This window comes from Fluctibacter corallii (genome assembly GCF_025751585.1).
In the GTDB taxonomy this organism is placed as follows: domain Bacteria; phylum Pseudomonadota; class Gammaproteobacteria; order Enterobacterales; family Alteromonadaceae; genus Fluctibacter_A; species Fluctibacter_A corallii.
In genome coordinates this window covers 170400-185362 of record NZ_JAOWKX010000001.1, presented here as the reverse complement: position 1 = coordinate 185362, position 14963 = coordinate 170400, and the positions used below count along the sequence as shown (strand labels likewise).

The following is a 14963-nucleotide window of genomic DNA, read 5'->3' as shown; positions in this document are numbered from 1 at the left end:
CGTATTTCTGTATCGGCAACATATAAGTAAGCATGAAGCGTCTTCGATGCATCGTTATATAAGGCGTTTATTAAGTTATAGCGCAGACAAGAGATTGGGAAAAGCTTTATTCTTTTCTATCTGGACTGGAGCATAATAAGATTGCGCATTATCATGTTGTGCTCTTTGAAGATTTGATTAACCGTGAAAGTGAAGCAGTTGCATGGCAAAAAGAAAAACAGCGTATGTGTGTTCTGAATGTGGGGCGGATTACCCAAGATGGCAGGGACAGTGTAATGACTGTGGCGCTTGGAACAGTATTTCTGAGTTTGTAGTCAGCCCAGCGAAAAGCAATGAACGCAATACCCGCGGCTATGCCGGCCAAACGGCAGCGAAAGTGGAAACGTTGAACAACATCGACTTGCAGGCTTTGCCAAGGTTTACCACAGGGTTTTCTGAGCTTGACCGCGTTTTAGGTGGGGGCGTGGTGCCAGGGGCGGCAATGTTAATTGGTGGCTCCCCAGGTGCAGGTAAAAGTACCTTACTGTTACAAGTTATGTGTCAGCTCGCTAAAGATAAGAGTGCGCTATACGTCACTGGCGAAGAGTCTTTGCAACAGGTTGCGTTGCGGGCACAGCGTTTAGGATTGCCAAACGATAAACTAAAGATGCTAGCTGAAACCAATGTCGAAACCATTTGCGATTTAGCGCTTGCTAATAAGCCGGAGATAATGGTTATCGATTCTATTCAGGTGATGCATGTTGCCGATGTGCAATCTGCTCCGGGCAGTGTCTCTCAAGTCAGAGAAAGCGCGGCTTACCTTACACGATTTGCTAAGCAACATCATATCGCTATGTTTATTGTTGGTCATGTCACGAAGGAAGGAAGTCTGGCTGGGCCTAAAGTGCTGGAACATTGTATTGACTGTTCAATGATGCTGGATGGCGATAGCGATAGCCGCTACAGAACCTTGCGTGGTCATAAAAATCGATTTGGCGCAATAAATGAGCTTGGCGTGTTTGCCATGACTGATAAGGGCATGAAAGAAGTTAGTAACCCGTCTGCCATTTTTCTAAGTCGTGATGAAGAAATGTCGTCTGGAAGTATTGTGATGGTGGTGTGGGAAGGGACGCGCCCGTTGCTAGTAGAAATTCAGGCGTTGGTGGACTACTCTCAAATGGCAAATCCAAGACGAATTTCGGTCGGCTTGGAGCAGAATCGTTTAGCGATGTTGCTCGCTGTGTTACACCGGCATGGCAACGTGCAAATGAATGATCAGGATGTGTTCGTTAATGTGGTAGGAGGCGTTAAAATTGCTGAAACCAGTGCTGATTTAGCCTTGTTGCTGTCAATGGTGTCGAGTTTTCGAAACCAAGTATTGGATCGCACGTTGATCGCCTTTGGTGAAGTAGGTCTTGCTGGAGAGATTCGCCCCGTTCCCAATGGCACAGAACGCGTTATTGAAGCGGCAAAACACGGCTTTAAGAAAGCCATCGTACCGAAAGCCAACAAGCCAAAACAAACAATACCTGGCATCGAAGTGATTGGCGTCACGCGTCTTGCCGAGGCACTTGAAGCCATTTAGTCCTCTTGGGCTTGGTCTAATAAGACTGGGCCTGTTCCCTTTTCAGCGAGCATGTCATCGGGATTGTAAATCGGGCAATGCTTCATTGATAAACAACCACAGCCAATACATCCTGTTAAAGAATCTCTGAGAGACGTTAAATAGTCAATCTTTTGGTTTAGTAACACCCGCCAGTACTTCGCTAAGGTTGCCCAGTCATCTTTGTCTGGTGTTCTTTTATTCGGCAGTGTGGCAAAGGCTTGTTCGATTTCAGACAAACTGACACCCATTTTTTGTGCTGCCTTTATGACAGAAACACGCCGCAGTACATCAGGTTGATACCGACGCTGATTGCCTGTGTTTCTGCGACTGTGAATCAGGCCTTTTTCTTCATAGAAGTGAAGGGTCGAGACTGCGACACCGCTTCTTTTTGCGACTTCCCCAACACTGAATACTTTCGTTGATTTTGTCATTTTTGTGCTCCGAACCGACCTATATGAAAAAAAGAAAAAAGTGCTTTACCTCAAGTTTACTTGAGGTTTTATGCTTTGACAAAACCTGAGGAGAAACAATATGAAAACGTTGTTTACAAAGATAACTGCGAAGGTCAAAGCCAATGCCTGTCTCTGGCAATCTCAGTACGTGAAATACATGAATGACTTAATGGTACATAAATAGGAGAATTATCATGCATTTGGAGCACTTAAATTTAGTTGTGTCTGATATTGAGCAAACATTACATTTTTATCGCGCTGCTTTTCCGCATTGGGCTATACGCAGTAAAGGCCAAGGAAATTGGTATGGTTCGGAGCGTAAATGGGTGCATTTTGGCAGCGATTATCAATATCTAACCTTTAACGATAATGGCACAGGTAGTATGCGCGATTTAACGTCTAATCAGCTTGGACTAGCCCACTTTGCATATGTTACCCAAGACATAGACGGTGTCATCAGACGGTTGACGCAAGCAGGGTACGCTATACATAAAGACGGTGCAAATGCGCAATTTCGTAGAAATGTGTATTTCCTCGACCCTAATGGTTATGAAGTAGAGTTTGTACAGTATCTGTCTGATTTGCCTGAAGAACGAAATTTGGATGATTAGTTTATACGAGCAGCGTTAGCAGATGTTTAGCAAAACCTGAACGAGCGCTAAGTTTGCTTTCATAAATGGTTCAGCCTGTTACATCCACACTCTAAGACACGGTTTGTGATGGAGTGATGGATATGAAAATACGCAATGTGAAAGCTATTTTGGCGCTCTTCTTGAGCGGCGTAATGTTGATTTTGCCAGCTTATGGGCTTGAGCTGACTCATGACGTAACGGCTGAAACGAGGGCGGTGAAGTCTAAAGAAGTATATCAAGGGGACTTATTACGCGTTAGTCATGCCAAAGAAAGTAAACAGTCTAAAGAATTGCTGTCCAAAGTGGCCAAGCCTCGTGCACCGGATAAAAGGGATCACGACACCAATACTGATTTTTGGATTTATGACGCATGGGTGACAACCCGCTACGATGATGATTATGATGGGTATCGTACACGTATTGACGTTGAATTTGACGTTGACACAGTCTATCGTCATGCAGACATTTATGCTGTGTTGTATTTGTCTAGAGGGAATGTGTATGAGTCTTACCATCAGTCTTCTGTCTTTGCGATTTACGGCGAAGATGAAGACGATGCGTTATTGGTGTCTAGCGACTTGGTGACCGGCTTTAGACCTCAAGAATATGACGTACTTATTGAAGTATACGATGCCAAAGATGATCAGTTGCTAGTGAGTTATGATGCATACTCGGATGCGGATCTCGCTCTAGTATCTTTAGAGAGTGAAGATTATGATGTCGCGGATACCGTGACTGTCGTGACTACCGAGCACGGCGGCACGTTGGGAGTGGCGAGTGGGTTGTTGTTGCCGTTTCTGTTTCGCCGTAAAATCGCCGTAACTCGCAGCAAGAAGTGGGCGGAGTTGTGTAGATAGCCTTTTAATTAATGAGTGGAATAGTCGATCATGGCTTGTAAATCTCGATGAAGAAGATCTTCATCGGCCAAGTTCAACTCCATAATACGTTTGATTATGGTGGCACTGTCAATGTCGAGGTCTTCGCATTCTACGCCGATAAAGTCTGGGTTAAGATGCCTTATCACGCCTTTGATATGAATTTTCTCGTCGAATCCTGCTAATTCTATGTTTAACTGAATATGTTGGCCCTGTTCGCAACGCATGCCTTGTGGGGTGGCAACCAGCGCCCCGCGTAAGCTAACATCCTGTACTGTGGTGGACCAATGTTGATCATCAAGATGTATATCAGCTGGGGCTGAAAATAGTACGCGGTGAAAATGACGACGCTCCATGATTCCTCCAAGCAATGTAAGGCCATCTGCTTACCTTATTTAAGCACAAATTTATAGGCGCGCTGAATTTATTCGCAGATAAGAATGAGAAGTCAACACGAATAGCGACGTGGTAATGCAGGAGATATAAAAAAGCGCCTGAAGTAGAGCAGGCGCTTAGAAGGTTTTGTAAATTAATAGCAAAAATTACTTGCTGATTTTCTTGTACTTTAATCGGTGCGGTTCTACTACATCTTGACCAAAGTTTTCTTTCAACCACGCTTCGTAATCGGTGTAATTGCCTTCGTAGAAGTTAATTTTACCTTCGTCGCGATAGTCCATAATGTGTGTAGCAACACGATCTAGGAACCAACGGTCGTGCGAAATAACCATGACACATCCTGGGAACTCCAAAATTGCATTTTCCAGTGCACGCAAGGTTTCAACATCAAGGTCATTGGTTGGCTCATCCAGTAACAGCACGTTACCACCAGACTTAAGTAGCTTGGCTAAATGCACACGATTGCGCTCACCACCCGACAAATCTTTGATAAATTTTTGCTGGTCAGTGCCTTTGAAGTTGAAGCGGCTACAATAAGCGCGGCTGTTTAACTCGAAGTTACCAATGCGGATAACTTCAGAATCATCGGAGATCTCTTTATACACCGTATTGTTGCCATCCATGTGATCGCGGAACTGCTCAACACTGCCGATTTGCACAGTATCACCTACGTCAATGGTGCCTGAGTCTGGCTTTTCCTGATCTGTTAACATTCTGAAGAGGGTTGATTTACCCGCACCGTTAGGGCCGATAATACCTACAATGGCGCCTTTTGGTACTTTGAAGCTAAGATCGTCAATCAAGACACGATCGCCGTAACTCTTCTTCAAGTTTGATACTTCAATGACCTTGTCACCCAAACGCTCGCCCGGTGGAATGAATAGCTCATTTGTCTCGTTACGTTTTTGATAATCGCCTTTGCTCATCTCTTCAAAACGAGACATACGCGCTTTGCTTTTTGCTTGACGACCTTTAGGGTTAGTTCTCACCCATTCAAGTTCTTGCTTGATGGATTTTTGACGTGCAGATTCTGAGCGCTCTTCTTGCTCTAATCGCTTCTCTTTTTGCTCTAGCCATGAAGAGTAATTACCTTCCCAAGGAATGCCGTGACCACGGTCAAGTTCAAGAATCCAACCTGCTACGTTGTCAAGGAAGTAACGATCGTGGGTGATCGCTACTACGGTCCCTTCGTAGTCGTGGAGGAATCGCTCTAGCCATGCCACCGACTCAGCGTCTAAGTGGTTGGTTGGTTCGTCGAGAAGTAACATGTCTGGCTTTTCTAGAAGTAGGCGACATAACGCAACACGACGTCGTTCACCACCAGATAGCTTTGACACATCCGCATCCCAAGGCGGCAAACGCAGCGCATCTGCGGCACGTTCAAGCGCGCTTTCAATATTGTGCCCATCTTTTGCTTGAATAATGGCTTCTAGCTCGCCTTGTTCTTTGGCGAGAGCATCAAAGTCTGCGCCTTCTTCTGCATAAGCTGCATACACTTCTTCAATACGTTTAAGGGCGTGCACGACATCTGCCAACGCTTCCTCAACGTTGCCTCTTACGTCCTTTGACTCGTCTAGTTGAGGTTCTTGAGGAAGGTAACCAATATTGATCCCGGGTTGAGGTCTAGCTTCACCTTCAAACTCTTTATCGACACCCGCCATGATACGAAGTAGGGTTGATTTACCCGCGCCGTTGAGGCCAAGAACACCAATTTTAGCGCCAGGGAAAAAGCTAAGAGAAATATCTTTAAGGATCTGCTTATTAGGTGGAACAACCTTGCCCACGCGCAGCATACTGTAAACGTATTGAGACATAAATTTTTCTGCTTGTTAATGTTTGCGCGTATTGTAGTTCAGCCTGCCTTCCTACGAAACGGGTAAGCGTAAAAAATCTAACAATTTTTCAACTCATCCGAGCGGTTCCTATGTACAAAAGGCTCAAAATGAATACAATGACCGCTCAATTTTCACGCCCTCGCTGCACAGGAGAGACCATGCTTAATCGTGATATGAATATTGCCGACTTTGATCCCGAACTTTGGCAAGCTATTGAGAACGAAACTAAACGTCAGGAGCACCATATTGAACTGATTGCTTCTGAAAATTATTGCAGCCCGCGTGTATTAGAGGCGCAAGGGTCTCAACTGACGAATAAGTACGCAGAAGGCTATCCTCACAAACGTTACTATGGTGGTTGCGAGTACGTTGATGTCGCAGAAGATTTAGCGATTGAGCGAGCTAAACAACTCTTCGGTGCAGATTATGCCAATGTTCAGCCGCACTCAGGCTCGCAGGCCAACTCCGCGGTGTTTATGGCGCTATTGAGTGCGGGTGATAAAGTGTTGGGTATGAGTTTATCCGATGGCGGTCACCTAACCCACGGTTCGCACGTTAACTTTTCTGGCAAAACCTATGAGTCCATCCAATATGGCCTAAACACCGAAACGGGTGAGATTGACATGGAGCAAGTGGAAGCGCTTGCTAAAGAGCATAAGCCTAAAATGATTATTGGCGGCTTTTCAGCTTATTCGGGTATTGTTGACTGGAGACGTTTTCGTGAAATTGCAGACAGCGTAGGCGCTTATTTGCTTGTTGATATGGCGCACGTTGCAGGCTTGGTCGCAGCGGGCATTTATCCCAACCCAATGCCACACGCTCATGTTGTAACCACCACCACACACAAAACCTTAGCTGGCCCTCGTGGCGGTTTAATTTTGTCTTCTAGTGGTGACGAAGACATGTATAAAAAGTTAAATAGCGCTGTATTCCCGGGCAACCAAGGCGGACCGTTGTGTCACGTTATTGCAGCTAAAGCGGTGGCATTTAAAGAAGCACTGGAGCCTGAGTTTAAGGTGTATCAGCAACAAGTTGTGGCAAATGCCAAAGCGATGGTTGCTGTTATGCAAGAACGTGGATACAAAATCGTTTCAAATGGTACAGAAAATCACTTGTTCCTGATGGATCTAATTGATAAAGACATCACGGGTAAAGATGCCGATGCGGCACTAGGTCGTGCCAATATTACGGTCAATAAAAACTCTGTACCGAACGATCCTCGTTCTCCATTTGTAACAAGTGGTTTGCGTATCGGCGCACCCGCTATTACTCGCCGAGGATTTAAAGAAGCGCAGGCTCAGCAGGTTGCGAACTGGATTTGTGATGTACTTGAAAATATTAATGACGCAGCGACCATTGAACGCGTAAAGCAGGAAGTGGTGACACTTTGCGAAGCATTCCCTGTATATGCGTAAATAAAAAATATAAAGAGCCGGTTTAGTATGCCGGCTTTTTTATAGGCGCAGTTCTGTCTCTTTAAAGCTATGCTAGCAGGTAGATCTTCAGCGAATGGTATATCTGTTAAAAGTGATATAAGCATTGCTCAATGTAAGATCAGTACACTTATGTATTGGTGCACTTGTATAAAGTATACTTTTGTATAATTATCAGGCCTTGAGCGGTACATGATAGATTGAATAAAATAGTTTTGCTTAATGCGTGAGAGATTGCCATACTTGGTAAAGAATTGCACCCTCTCGCGGTATGTTCATTGATTCATAATGCAGTTGGAGCGCGCCGAGCTACGTTAAGGGTGATATCGCCTCCAGTTGGGTTTGAAATACAAGTTTTAAGTGTGTTTATGGTTGGCAATAATCAAATGGCAAACAAAACATTGCCATTTAAAATATATCCCGACAAAAACCTTGTCGTCGTGACAGCGGAAGGCGTTGTAACGCCCTATGAAATTTATCGGCATTTGTTGCTTGTTATGGAAGCGCCGGATTTCAAAATGGGGATGAACGCATTTTACGATCTTCGGCGGGTTGAGCGCTTGATTGGCGACGTAGATATTATAGAGCGTACAGCGCAGTATGTTTCTGATAATTCTAGAATCAGTATGCCGGCAAAAACGGCGATTGTTATTCCAGCTGACAACGACAATGTAAAAAATGTCTCAAAGCGCTTTGTGCAAATGGCAAGAGACTCACTAATGGACTACTGCGTATTTGATGCCAACGCACTTGAAGACGCACTGACATACTTAGGCATTTCTTCACTTCCAGTAGAGTGATGTAGTGCACGTTATGCACAATAAGGAAGACTATGAAAGAATTTAATCGACCACTTGCACCAAAGCTAAAAGAGGATGAAAACGCTGAACCTGAAACCTTAGAGCAACAATTTGAACGCTTGGGTGCGCCACCCAGAAGCCCTGCGACATTTTTGCATATTGTTTTAACATTTGGCGTTTTTAATTGGTTAGTGCCCTCCAGTCATGAAGACTACCCCATACTGTTGTTTTTATTGCTTGTTATTGTCGGTTCTTACGTATTAACGATCAAAGAGTGTAATAAACTCAATCAACGTATTGATGTGTTTAAAGATATGATCGACAAAGATAAAGATCAGGCTAAGCAAGAATAAAGGCCCGATATAGACGTCCATTAGAGTACGTCTTTAGTTTTGTTTCATTATTCTAGTTGCGATTGTAGTGAATGGTGAGCGTCGCTTTCTCTTTACCTGATATGACAACACGTAAACTTCCGTCTTGCTGCAACTGATATGTAATGGTATCCGGAAAATCATGCTGAGGGTTGTTCACTTCGAATCTGTTTTCACTACACCTTTGTGCCATAAATGAAACAGGGAAAACGTTGTCTGGGGTTTTGGCAATATAGAAAACTTTTCCTTGCAGCTTCGCAATCAGTAACGATTCAGAAAACGATACTTTTCCATCTATACCTCGCGTTCGCGCAACACCGCTTATTACCTCTGTGGTTATCACGTTCCACGTTTCTGTGGTTGTGCCTGAATCCTTCGTTGAAATCCAAGTCCCTTCAAGCCAGCTAGGAAAGTACGCACATTTGTACTCAGAGTGTGTTGTATCAGATTGGTCTGCTTTTAGTGTGTCTGCATGAGCAATCCGAACACTCATGAGCAAAACGAAGGTAAATACTTGATATTTGTTCATGTAATCTAATCAAAATTTTGCTAGTTTACGCGTCAGAAACTAGTTTACACATGAGATGGCATTATGCATTGCCCTTTTTGCTCGACGCAAGAAACAAAAGTAATAGATTCTCGTCTGGTTGCAGAGGGTCATCAGGTACGCAGAAGGCGAGAATGCGCGGAGTGTCACGAGCGTTTCACGACATTTGAGGTCGCTGAGCTAGTGATGCCACGTGTAATAAAACGAGATGGTTCTAGAGAACCATTTAATGAGGACAAGTTGCGTGCTGGATTACAACGAGCCCTTGAAAAGCGACCAGTTAGTACTGAAAAAATTGAAAATTGTATTAGTCAGATAAAATCTTCATTACGTGCAACAGGCGAACGAGAAGTGCAGAGTGAATTTGTAGGCGCCTTAATCATGGATGCCTTGAAAGAATTAGATAAAGTAGCCTATGTACGATTTGCTTCTGTTTATCGTTCCTTTGAAGATATCCGAGAGTTTGGTGAAGAAATCGCTAAGTTAGGAGATTGACCCAGTGCAATTTTTAGATGCGCAAGGGCTAATGAATAGAGCGATTCAATTAGCAAAAAAAGGCCGATTTACCACTTCGCCTAACCCGAATGTGGGATGTGTAATCGTTGATGCCAGCGGTTCAATTGTAGGAGAAGGGTATCACCAAAAAGCAGGAACGCCTCATGCTGAAGTGCATGCTTTACATCAGGCGGGCGAGCGTGCCATCGGTGCGACAGCTTTTGTTACGCTAGAGCCATGCAGTCATTACGGGCGAACACCGCCTTGCGCTCAAGCGCTTATAGACGCGGGCGTGCGACATGTGGTGTGTGCAATGGAAGACCCTAATCCCGCGGTGTCTGGGCGCGGGTTCGACATGCTCCGCAAAGCGGGTATTACGGTTGAAGTTGGTGTACTCAAAGCGCAGGCTGAGGCCATAAATCGAGGATTCTTGACGCGTATGCGGCATAAACGTCCTTTCGTGACGTTGAAAATGGCATCTTCATTGGATGGAAAAACCGCGTTAAACAACGGCCTTAGTCAGTGGATAACAGGGGCCGAAGCGCGTCAAGATGTTCAAGCACATCGCGCAGCTAGTTGTGCCATACTCTCTGGCTCTGGCACCGTAATGGCTGACAATCCCTCTTTGAACGTGAGAGCACCCGAGTTCAATCATGAACGCTTCGATTTAGAGGAATCTGAGATTCGGCAGCCTGCTAGAGTTGTGTTAGATGGACGCGGGCAAATGACACCTGAATTAAATGTGTGGTCGCAATCCGCGCGTTCTTATTGTATCAATTCTCGCTTTAACGCGTTGCTTCCTAAACATGTCACCCAGTGGCAAGCGCCAATGCAAAGCGGTAAAATTGATTTAACACAGGTATGCGCTTATTTGGCGATGCAAGAATTCAACGACGTATGGGTGGAAGCTGGGGCGAAACTGGCGGGCGCATTAGTGAAAGAAAAGTTAGTCGATGAATTGATTTTGTATCAAGCGCCCAAATTAATGGGAGACAGTAGTTTGGGGCTGCTAGCCTTTCCTGAGCTTACTTCGATGCACGATGTTATCGATTTACAGATTAAAGATATTCGCCAAGTAGGCAAAGACATTAAGATCACGGCTAGCCTTGTGTAATTAGCACCTGTGCAAGTGCATGGATTTATGAAAAATATATAGATATAGGGCGTTATGTTTACCGGAATTATTGAAGCTGTAGGGCATATTGAGACCCTGTTACCGAAAGGGGATGACATTCGGCTCACGGTCAATGTTGGCAAGCTAGATATGTCGGATGTTGCCTTAGGTGACAGCATCGCAACCAACGGCGTGTGTTTAACTGTTACAGGCTTTTCTGATACGCATTTCTGTGCAGATGTGTCGCCAGAAACCATCAAAAAAACTGGCTTTGCTCAATATAGTGCGGGCGGCAAGGTGAACCTTGAAAAAGCCATGCAGGCGAATGCCCGTTTGGGTGGACATATCGTTAGTGGTCACGTAGATGGAGTGGGGGTTGTAGATACGATTACGCCTATCGACCGCTGGTTAGAGATATGGATTACTGCACCTGCTGAGCTAGCGAAATACATTGCTCAAAAAGGTTCGATCACGGTAGATGGTGTTAGCTTGACGGTGAATGAAGTCGATGGCAGCCGTTTCATGTTAACATTGATCCCACATACGTTGCAGGAAACCATAATTGGTACTTATCAGGTAGGTTCGCATGTCAACCTTGAAGTGGATTTGATTGCACGTTATTTAGAGCGCTTAATGCTAGGCGAAAAAGCAGCAGAGTCTGCGCGTTCAGACATTAGCCTTGATTTTTTAGCCGAACATGGCTTTCTACGAAAATAATAAACATTAAACTCAACACCCTACAGAGACACACACGCAAATGGCACTGAATACGACCCAAGAAATTATCGATGATATACGTCAGGGTAAAATGGTCATCCTGATGGACGATGAAGATCGCGAAAATGAAGGCGATTTGATTATGGCGGCTGAGCACGTTACCCCTGAAGCAATTAACTTCATGGTGACCCATGCGCGTGGCTTAGTATGTCTCCCTATGACTGCCGAACGTTGCCAGCGCTTGAATTTGCCATTGATGGTAGATAACAACGGTGCGCAGTTTTCTACCAATTTTACTGTATCGATTGAAGCAGCTCAAGGTGTCACGACAGGGATTTCTGCTGCTGACAGAGCAAAAACGGTATTGGCCGCATCTGCACCAGATGCGACAGCTGATGATATTGTTCAACCTGGACACATTTTTCCATTAATCGCTAAAGATGGCGGAGTGTTAACGCGTGCGGGTCATACTGAAGCTGGCGTTGATTTAGCGCGTCTTGGCGGTGCTGAACCTGCGGCGGTGATTGTTGAAATTCTGAATGATGACGGCACGATGGCGCGCCGCCCTGAACTTGAAAAATTCGCGCAAAAGCATGGCTTAAAAATCGGTACTATCGCTGATTTAATTGAATATCGTAACTTAAATGAAACAACGATTGAGCGAGTGGCAGAATGTAAGCTTCCGACTGCCTATGGAGACTTCGATCTTATCACTTTCAGAGATGTGATTGATCAACAAGTGCATTTTGCCCTTCGCAAAGGAGATGTATCCGCTGATACCCCCACACTTGTTCGAGTTCATTTACAAAACACACTCAACGATTTGTTGGGGTCAACACGTGCGGTAGAGCGAAGCTTGGGTATTCCTGAAGCGATGCAAAAAATTGCAAAAGAAGGCGGCGTATTGGTGCTTTTGGGTAAAGAAGAAAATCTGGTTAAACAGGTGCAACAATTTGAAGCCGAAGACAAAGGCGAGAAGCCCTCATTAGCGCCTTGGCAGGGCACATCCCGAACGGTGGGAGTAGGCAGTCAAATACTCGCGTCACTGGGCGTGGGTAAAATGCGTCTTTTAAGCAAACCGAAGAAATATCATGCTTTGTCTGGCTATGGCTTAGAGGTGGTAGAATACGTTCACGATTAATTGTGGCAGGTGTTTTTAACCACCAATCAATTGGTTAATGTGTGAATCACACGATTTAGTATAAAATTTACTATTGGAATCACATAATTGGCGCGCAGTTGTGGTATGATGCGCGCCATTTTTATTTATAGGGCTTTAACAGAATGAATATCATTGAAGGTAATGTTCGTGCAACGGGTAAGAAGTTTGCACTTGTTGTGTCTCGTTTCAACAGCTTCGTGGTTGAAAGTCTTGTTGACGGTGCGCTAGATACACTTGAGCGTCTCGGTGAGGTTAACGAGCAGGACATTACTTTAGTGCGTGTGCCTGGTGCATATGAATTACCTGTTGTAGCAAAGAAGCTAGCTGAGCAAAACAAATACGATGCCATTATCGCATTGGGTGCGGTAATTCGTGGTGGCACACCCCACTTCGACTTTGTTGCAGGTGAGTGTAACAAAGGGTTGGCACAGGTATCACTGGAGTACGGTATTCCTGTCGCGTTTGGCGTTATAACAACTGATAGCATTGAGCAAGCCATTGAACGTTCTGGCACAAAAGCTGGAAACAAAGGTTCAGAAGCGGCATTAGGCGCGCTAGAAATGGTAAACGTAATGGCTCAAATTGAAGGAGCTTAATGTGAGCGAAGCAATGAAACCCGCTGCTCGCCGAAAAGCGCGAGAGTTAGCGCTCCAAGCAATTTATTCTTGGCAGATGACGGGTAACCCTGTTCATCAGGTTGAGTTAAGTATTGCTACAAGCAATAACATGCACAAAGTTGATACAGCTTATTTTCAAGAGCTACTTCGCGCTGTGGCTAAAGATGCTTCAGGCTTAGATGATGCGATTAAGCCATATTTAGGGCGTTTACCTGAAGAACTTGATATGGTGGAGAAAGCGATTCTTCGACTATCAACCTACGAGCTAACACGCCGAATTGATGTGCCTTATAAAGTCGTTATCAACGAAGCCATCGAGCTTGCCAAGACATTTGGCGCAGAAGAAAGCCACAAGTTTGTCAATGGTGTGCTAGATAAAGCTGTGAAAACGCTGAGAAAGCAAGAATTAGCATCGAGATAACGTGAAAGAATTTGCGATAATCGATCACTTCTTTAAATCTAGAAGTCATCAACGAAAAGATGTGGTTATTGGTATCGGCGATGATTGCGCGGTCACGGATATACCTGATGGCCAATCTTTAGCCATTACTACCGACACGCTAGTGGGAGATGTGCACTTTTTCAAAGATGCGAATCCTGCTGCAATTGCGCATAAAGCGGTCGCTGTTAATCTCAGCGATCTTGCCTCAATGGGCGCAGAACCTGCTTGGCTCAGCTTATCGTTGTCGCTGCCTAACGCTGATGAAGAATGGTTAGAAACATTTTCGCAGTCATTGGCAGAGATTACGGATTATTATGCTGTTCAGTTAATTGGCGGCGATACTGTTCAAGGGCCTTTATCCATTACTATCACCGCTCACGGCTTTGTGCCGCAAGGGCAAGCACTCACTCGCTCGGGTGCAAAGCCTGGCCATCTTGTGTATGTAACAGGTACGCTGGGTGATGCAGGTGCTGGATTGGATATTATGCGAGGCAAGTTGTCTACCAGTAAAACCAGCGAAGACTTTCTTGTTAAGCGTTTACATTATCCGACTGCTAGGTTGTTAGCGGGAACTGCACTGAGGCGTATTGCCAGCGCGTGCGTTGATGTATCTGACGGGCTACTATCCGATTTAGGGCATATTCTTGAGAGTTCACAATGTGGCGCGACAATTGATATTGGCAAGCTTCCTTTGTCAGTCGCGTTAAAAGAGGCGGTAGGGCATGATGATGCTATTCGTTATGCACTAGACTCGGGCGATGATTATGAACTGATCTTTACGGTTCCAGAAGAATTAAAAGGCAATTTGGATATTGCGTTAGCTAATTTCAACATCAAGGCAACATGCATTGGTCAGTTAACGGGTGCAAATAGTAAGCTTGAAATGAAGCGTGATGGCGAACCTTGCGATGAAGCATTCTTTGCTGCAAAAAAAGGATTTGAGCACTTTAGCTAATGGATAGTCTTTGTCGAGAAAAAGTCTCTTTGCGTAATCCTGTACACTTATTGGCGTTAGGGTTTGGGACGGGACTCGCCCCGTTAATGCCGGGAACCGTTGGCACGTTAGCCGCATTTCCCCTTATTTGGCTTGCTGTAACCTATCTCTCCTTGACTGGGTTTGTTACAGCCACAATAGCGGCATCTTTGGTCGGTATCTACTTGTGTGGTAAAACCGCCATAGACATGGAAGTACACGATCACTCTGGCATCGTATGGGACGAAGTCGCTGGTATGATGATTGCGATGATTGCCGTCCCCTTTACGTGGAAACACGCCATTGTCGCGTTCGTATTATTTCGTATATTTGACATTATCAAACCCTGGCCAATCAGCTACTTTGATAAACATGTGCATGGCGGATTCGGCATTATGATTGACGACATCATTGCTGGACTATTTGCACTAGGCTGCATGCATGGCCTGCTTAGCATGGGCTGGCTCTAATTAATCGTTAAAAGCTTAACCCTTACCATCTTCAAGGGATTCGGCAC

General features: G+C 44.9%; 18 protein-coding genes. 14 read left to right on the top strand and 4 right to left on the bottom strand.

Annotation, left to right across the window (positions count from 1 at the left end; translation table 11 throughout):
* Positions 1 to 202 precede the first annotated feature (202 nt).
* The gene (gene radA / locus OE749_RS00815; protein ID WP_263710435.1) at positions 203 to 1564 is read left to right on the top strand and encodes a DNA repair protein RadA; all 1362 of its coding nucleotides are present in this window, start codon (positions 203 to 205) and stop codon (positions 1562 to 1564) included.
* Here the strand turns inward: radA and soxR are convergent.
* On the bottom strand, positions 1561 to 2016 hold the full coding sequence (gene soxR / locus OE749_RS00810) for a redox-sensitive transcriptional activator SoxR (RefSeq protein ID WP_263710434.1): 456 nt from the start codon (positions 2014 to 2016) through the stop codon (positions 1561 to 1563). The two genes, radA and soxR, sit on opposite strands and share 4 nt — an antisense overlap.
* 212 nt (positions 2017 to 2228) lie before the next feature.
* Between soxR and OE749_RS00805 the strand changes: the two genes are divergently transcribed.
* The gene (locus OE749_RS00805) at positions 2229 to 2648 is read left to right on the top strand and encodes a VOC family protein (RefSeq protein ID WP_263710966.1); all 420 of its coding nucleotides are present in this window, start codon (positions 2229 to 2231) and stop codon (positions 2646 to 2648) included.
* A gap of 122 nt (positions 2649 to 2770) precedes the next feature.
* The gene (locus OE749_RS00800; RefSeq protein WP_263710433.1) at positions 2771 to 3526 is read left to right on the top strand and encodes a choice-of-anchor H family protein; all 756 of its coding nucleotides are present in this window, start codon (positions 2771 to 2773) and stop codon (positions 3524 to 3526) included.
* Positions 3527 to 3534: 8 nt separating this feature from the next.
* On the opposite strand, the gene OE749_RS00795 is transcribed toward OE749_RS00800, so the two are convergent.
* Positions 3535 to 3900 (bottom strand): PilZ domain-containing protein, encoded by a 366-nt coding sequence (locus OE749_RS00795; RefSeq protein ID WP_263710432.1) that lies wholly within the window; start codon positions 3898 to 3900, stop codon positions 3535 to 3537.
* A 186-nt stretch (positions 3901 to 4086) separates the two neighbouring features.
* Positions 4087 to 5754, bottom strand: coding sequence for an energy-dependent translational throttle protein EttA (ettA, locus tag OE749_RS00790; RefSeq protein ID WP_263710431.1), 1668 nt, complete (start codon positions 5752 to 5754; stop codon positions 4087 to 4089).
* A gap of 179 nt (positions 5755 to 5933) precedes the next feature.
* On the opposite strand from ettA, the gene glyA reads away from it, so the two are divergent.
* The 3 genes from glyA (at position 5934) to OE749_RS00775 (ending at position 8361) form a co-directional block, all read left to right on the top strand.
* A complete protein-coding gene (gene glyA, locus OE749_RS00785) occupies positions 5934 to 7190 on the top strand; it encodes a serine hydroxymethyltransferase (protein ID WP_263710430.1) in 1257 nt (418 codons plus the stop codon).
* A gap of 386 nt (positions 7191 to 7576) precedes the next feature.
* Positions 7577 to 8008, top strand: a complete 432-nt coding sequence (locus OE749_RS00780; protein ID WP_263710429.1) for a hypothetical protein — start codon at positions 7577 to 7579, stop codon at positions 8006 to 8008.
* A 32-nt stretch (positions 8009 to 8040) separates the two neighbouring features.
* On the top strand, positions 8041 to 8361 hold the full coding sequence (locus OE749_RS00775) for a hypothetical protein (RefSeq protein ID WP_263710428.1): 321 nt from the start codon (positions 8041 to 8043) through the stop codon (positions 8359 to 8361).
* Between the two features lie 52 nt (positions 8362 to 8413).
* Here OE749_RS00775 and OE749_RS00770 read toward each other — a convergent pair whose 3' ends face one another.
* The gene (locus OE749_RS00770; protein WP_263710427.1) at positions 8414 to 8908 is read right to left on the bottom strand and encodes a DUF6265 family protein; all 495 of its coding nucleotides are present in this window, start codon (positions 8906 to 8908) and stop codon (positions 8414 to 8416) included.
* A 63-nt stretch (positions 8909 to 8971) separates the two neighbouring features.
* Between OE749_RS00770 and nrdR the strand changes: the two genes are divergently transcribed.
* The 8 genes from nrdR (at position 8972) to OE749_RS00730 (ending at position 14916) form a co-directional block, all read left to right on the top strand.
* Positions 8972 to 9421, top strand: a complete 450-nt coding sequence (gene nrdR / locus OE749_RS00765) for a transcriptional regulator NrdR (RefSeq protein WP_263710426.1) — start codon at positions 8972 to 8974, stop codon at positions 9419 to 9421.
* Positions 9422 to 9452: 31 nt separating this feature from the next.
* Positions 9453 to 10535, top strand: coding sequence for a bifunctional diaminohydroxyphosphoribosylaminopyrimidine deaminase/5-amino-6-(5-phosphoribosylamino)uracil reductase RibD (gene ribD, locus OE749_RS00760; RefSeq protein ID WP_263710965.1), 1083 nt, complete (start codon positions 9453 to 9455; stop codon positions 10533 to 10535).
* A 54-nt stretch (positions 10536 to 10589) separates the two neighbouring features.
* Complete coding sequence (locus OE749_RS00755) at positions 10590 to 11252, top strand: riboflavin synthase (RefSeq protein WP_263710425.1); 663 nt, start codon at positions 10590 to 10592, stop codon at positions 11250 to 11252.
* A gap of 40 nt (positions 11253 to 11292) precedes the next feature.
* Positions 11293 to 12393, top strand: coding sequence for a bifunctional 3,4-dihydroxy-2-butanone-4-phosphate synthase/GTP cyclohydrolase II (gene ribBA / locus OE749_RS00750; RefSeq protein WP_263710424.1), 1101 nt, complete (start codon positions 11293 to 11295; stop codon positions 12391 to 12393).
* A gap of 143 nt (positions 12394 to 12536) precedes the next feature.
* A complete protein-coding gene (ribH, locus tag OE749_RS00745; RefSeq protein WP_263710423.1) occupies positions 12537 to 13010 on the top strand; it encodes a 6,7-dimethyl-8-ribityllumazine synthase in 474 nt (157 codons plus the stop codon).
* Between the two features lie 13 nt (positions 13011 to 13023).
* On the top strand, positions 13024 to 13452 hold the full coding sequence (nusB, locus tag OE749_RS00740; RefSeq protein WP_263710964.1) for a transcription antitermination factor NusB: 429 nt from the start codon (positions 13024 to 13026) through the stop codon (positions 13450 to 13452).
* A gap of 1 nt (position 13453) precedes the next feature.
* Positions 13454 to 14428, top strand: coding sequence for a thiamine-phosphate kinase (gene thiL, locus OE749_RS00735; protein ID WP_263710422.1), 975 nt, complete (start codon positions 13454 to 13456; stop codon positions 14426 to 14428).
* Complete coding sequence (locus tag OE749_RS00730) at positions 14428 to 14916, top strand: phosphatidylglycerophosphatase A family protein (protein ID WP_263710421.1); 489 nt, start codon at positions 14428 to 14430, stop codon at positions 14914 to 14916. Before thiL ends, OE749_RS00730 begins: the two co-directional genes overlap by 1 nt.
* Positions 14917 to 14963: the final 47 nt, after the last annotated feature.

What these genes read in the sequence shown, in the direction of transcription:
- radA (WP_263710435.1), top strand. Translation starts at nt 203, where the DNA reads ATGGCAAAAAGAAAAACAGCGTATGTGTGTTCTGAATGTGGGGCGGAT.
- soxR (WP_263710434.1), bottom strand. Translation starts at nt 2,016, where the DNA reads ATGACAAAATCAACGAAAGTATTCAGTGTTGGGGAAGTCGCAAAAAGA.
- OE749_RS00800 (WP_263710433.1), top strand. Translation starts at nt 2,771, where the DNA reads ATGAAAATACGCAATGTGAAAGCTATTTTGGCGCTCTTCTTGAGCGGC.
- OE749_RS00795 (WP_263710432.1), bottom strand. Translation starts at nt 3,900, where the DNA reads ATGGAGCGTCGTCATTTTCACCGCGTACTATTTTCAGCCCCAGCTGAT.
- ettA (WP_263710431.1), bottom strand. Translation starts at nt 5,754, where the DNA reads ATGTCTCAATACGTTTACAGTATGCTGCGCGTGGGCAAGGTTGTTCCA.
- glyA (WP_263710430.1), top strand. Translation starts at nt 5,934, where the DNA reads ATGCTTAATCGTGATATGAATATTGCCGACTTTGATCCCGAACTTTGG.
- OE749_RS00780 (WP_263710429.1), top strand. Translation starts at nt 7,577, where the DNA reads ATGGTTGGCAATAATCAAATGGCAAACAAAACATTGCCATTTAAAATA.
- OE749_RS00775 (WP_263710428.1), top strand. Translation starts at nt 8,041, where the DNA reads ATGAAAGAATTTAATCGACCACTTGCACCAAAGCTAAAAGAGGATGAA.
- OE749_RS00770 (WP_263710427.1), bottom strand. Translation starts at nt 8,908, where the DNA reads ATGAACAAATATCAAGTATTTACCTTCGTTTTGCTCATGAGTGTTCGG.
- nrdR (WP_263710426.1), top strand. Translation starts at nt 8,972, where the DNA reads ATGCATTGCCCTTTTTGCTCGACGCAAGAAACAAAAGTAATAGATTCT.
- ribD (WP_263710965.1), top strand. Translation starts at nt 9,453, where the DNA reads ATGAATAGAGCGATTCAATTAGCAAAAAAAGGCCGATTTACCACTTCG.
- OE749_RS00755 (WP_263710425.1), top strand. Translation starts at nt 10,590, where the DNA reads ATGTTTACCGGAATTATTGAAGCTGTAGGGCATATTGAGACCCTGTTA.
- ribBA (WP_263710424.1), top strand. Translation starts at nt 11,293, where the DNA reads ATGGCACTGAATACGACCCAAGAAATTATCGATGATATACGTCAGGGT.
- ribH (WP_263710423.1), top strand. Translation starts at nt 12,537, where the DNA reads ATGAATATCATTGAAGGTAATGTTCGTGCAACGGGTAAGAAGTTTGCA.
- nusB (WP_263710964.1), top strand. Translation starts at nt 13,024, where the DNA reads ATGAAACCCGCTGCTCGCCGAAAAGCGCGAGAGTTAGCGCTCCAAGCA.
- OE749_RS00730 (WP_263710421.1), top strand. Translation starts at nt 14,428, where the DNA reads ATGGATAGTCTTTGTCGAGAAAAAGTCTCTTTGCGTAATCCTGTACAC.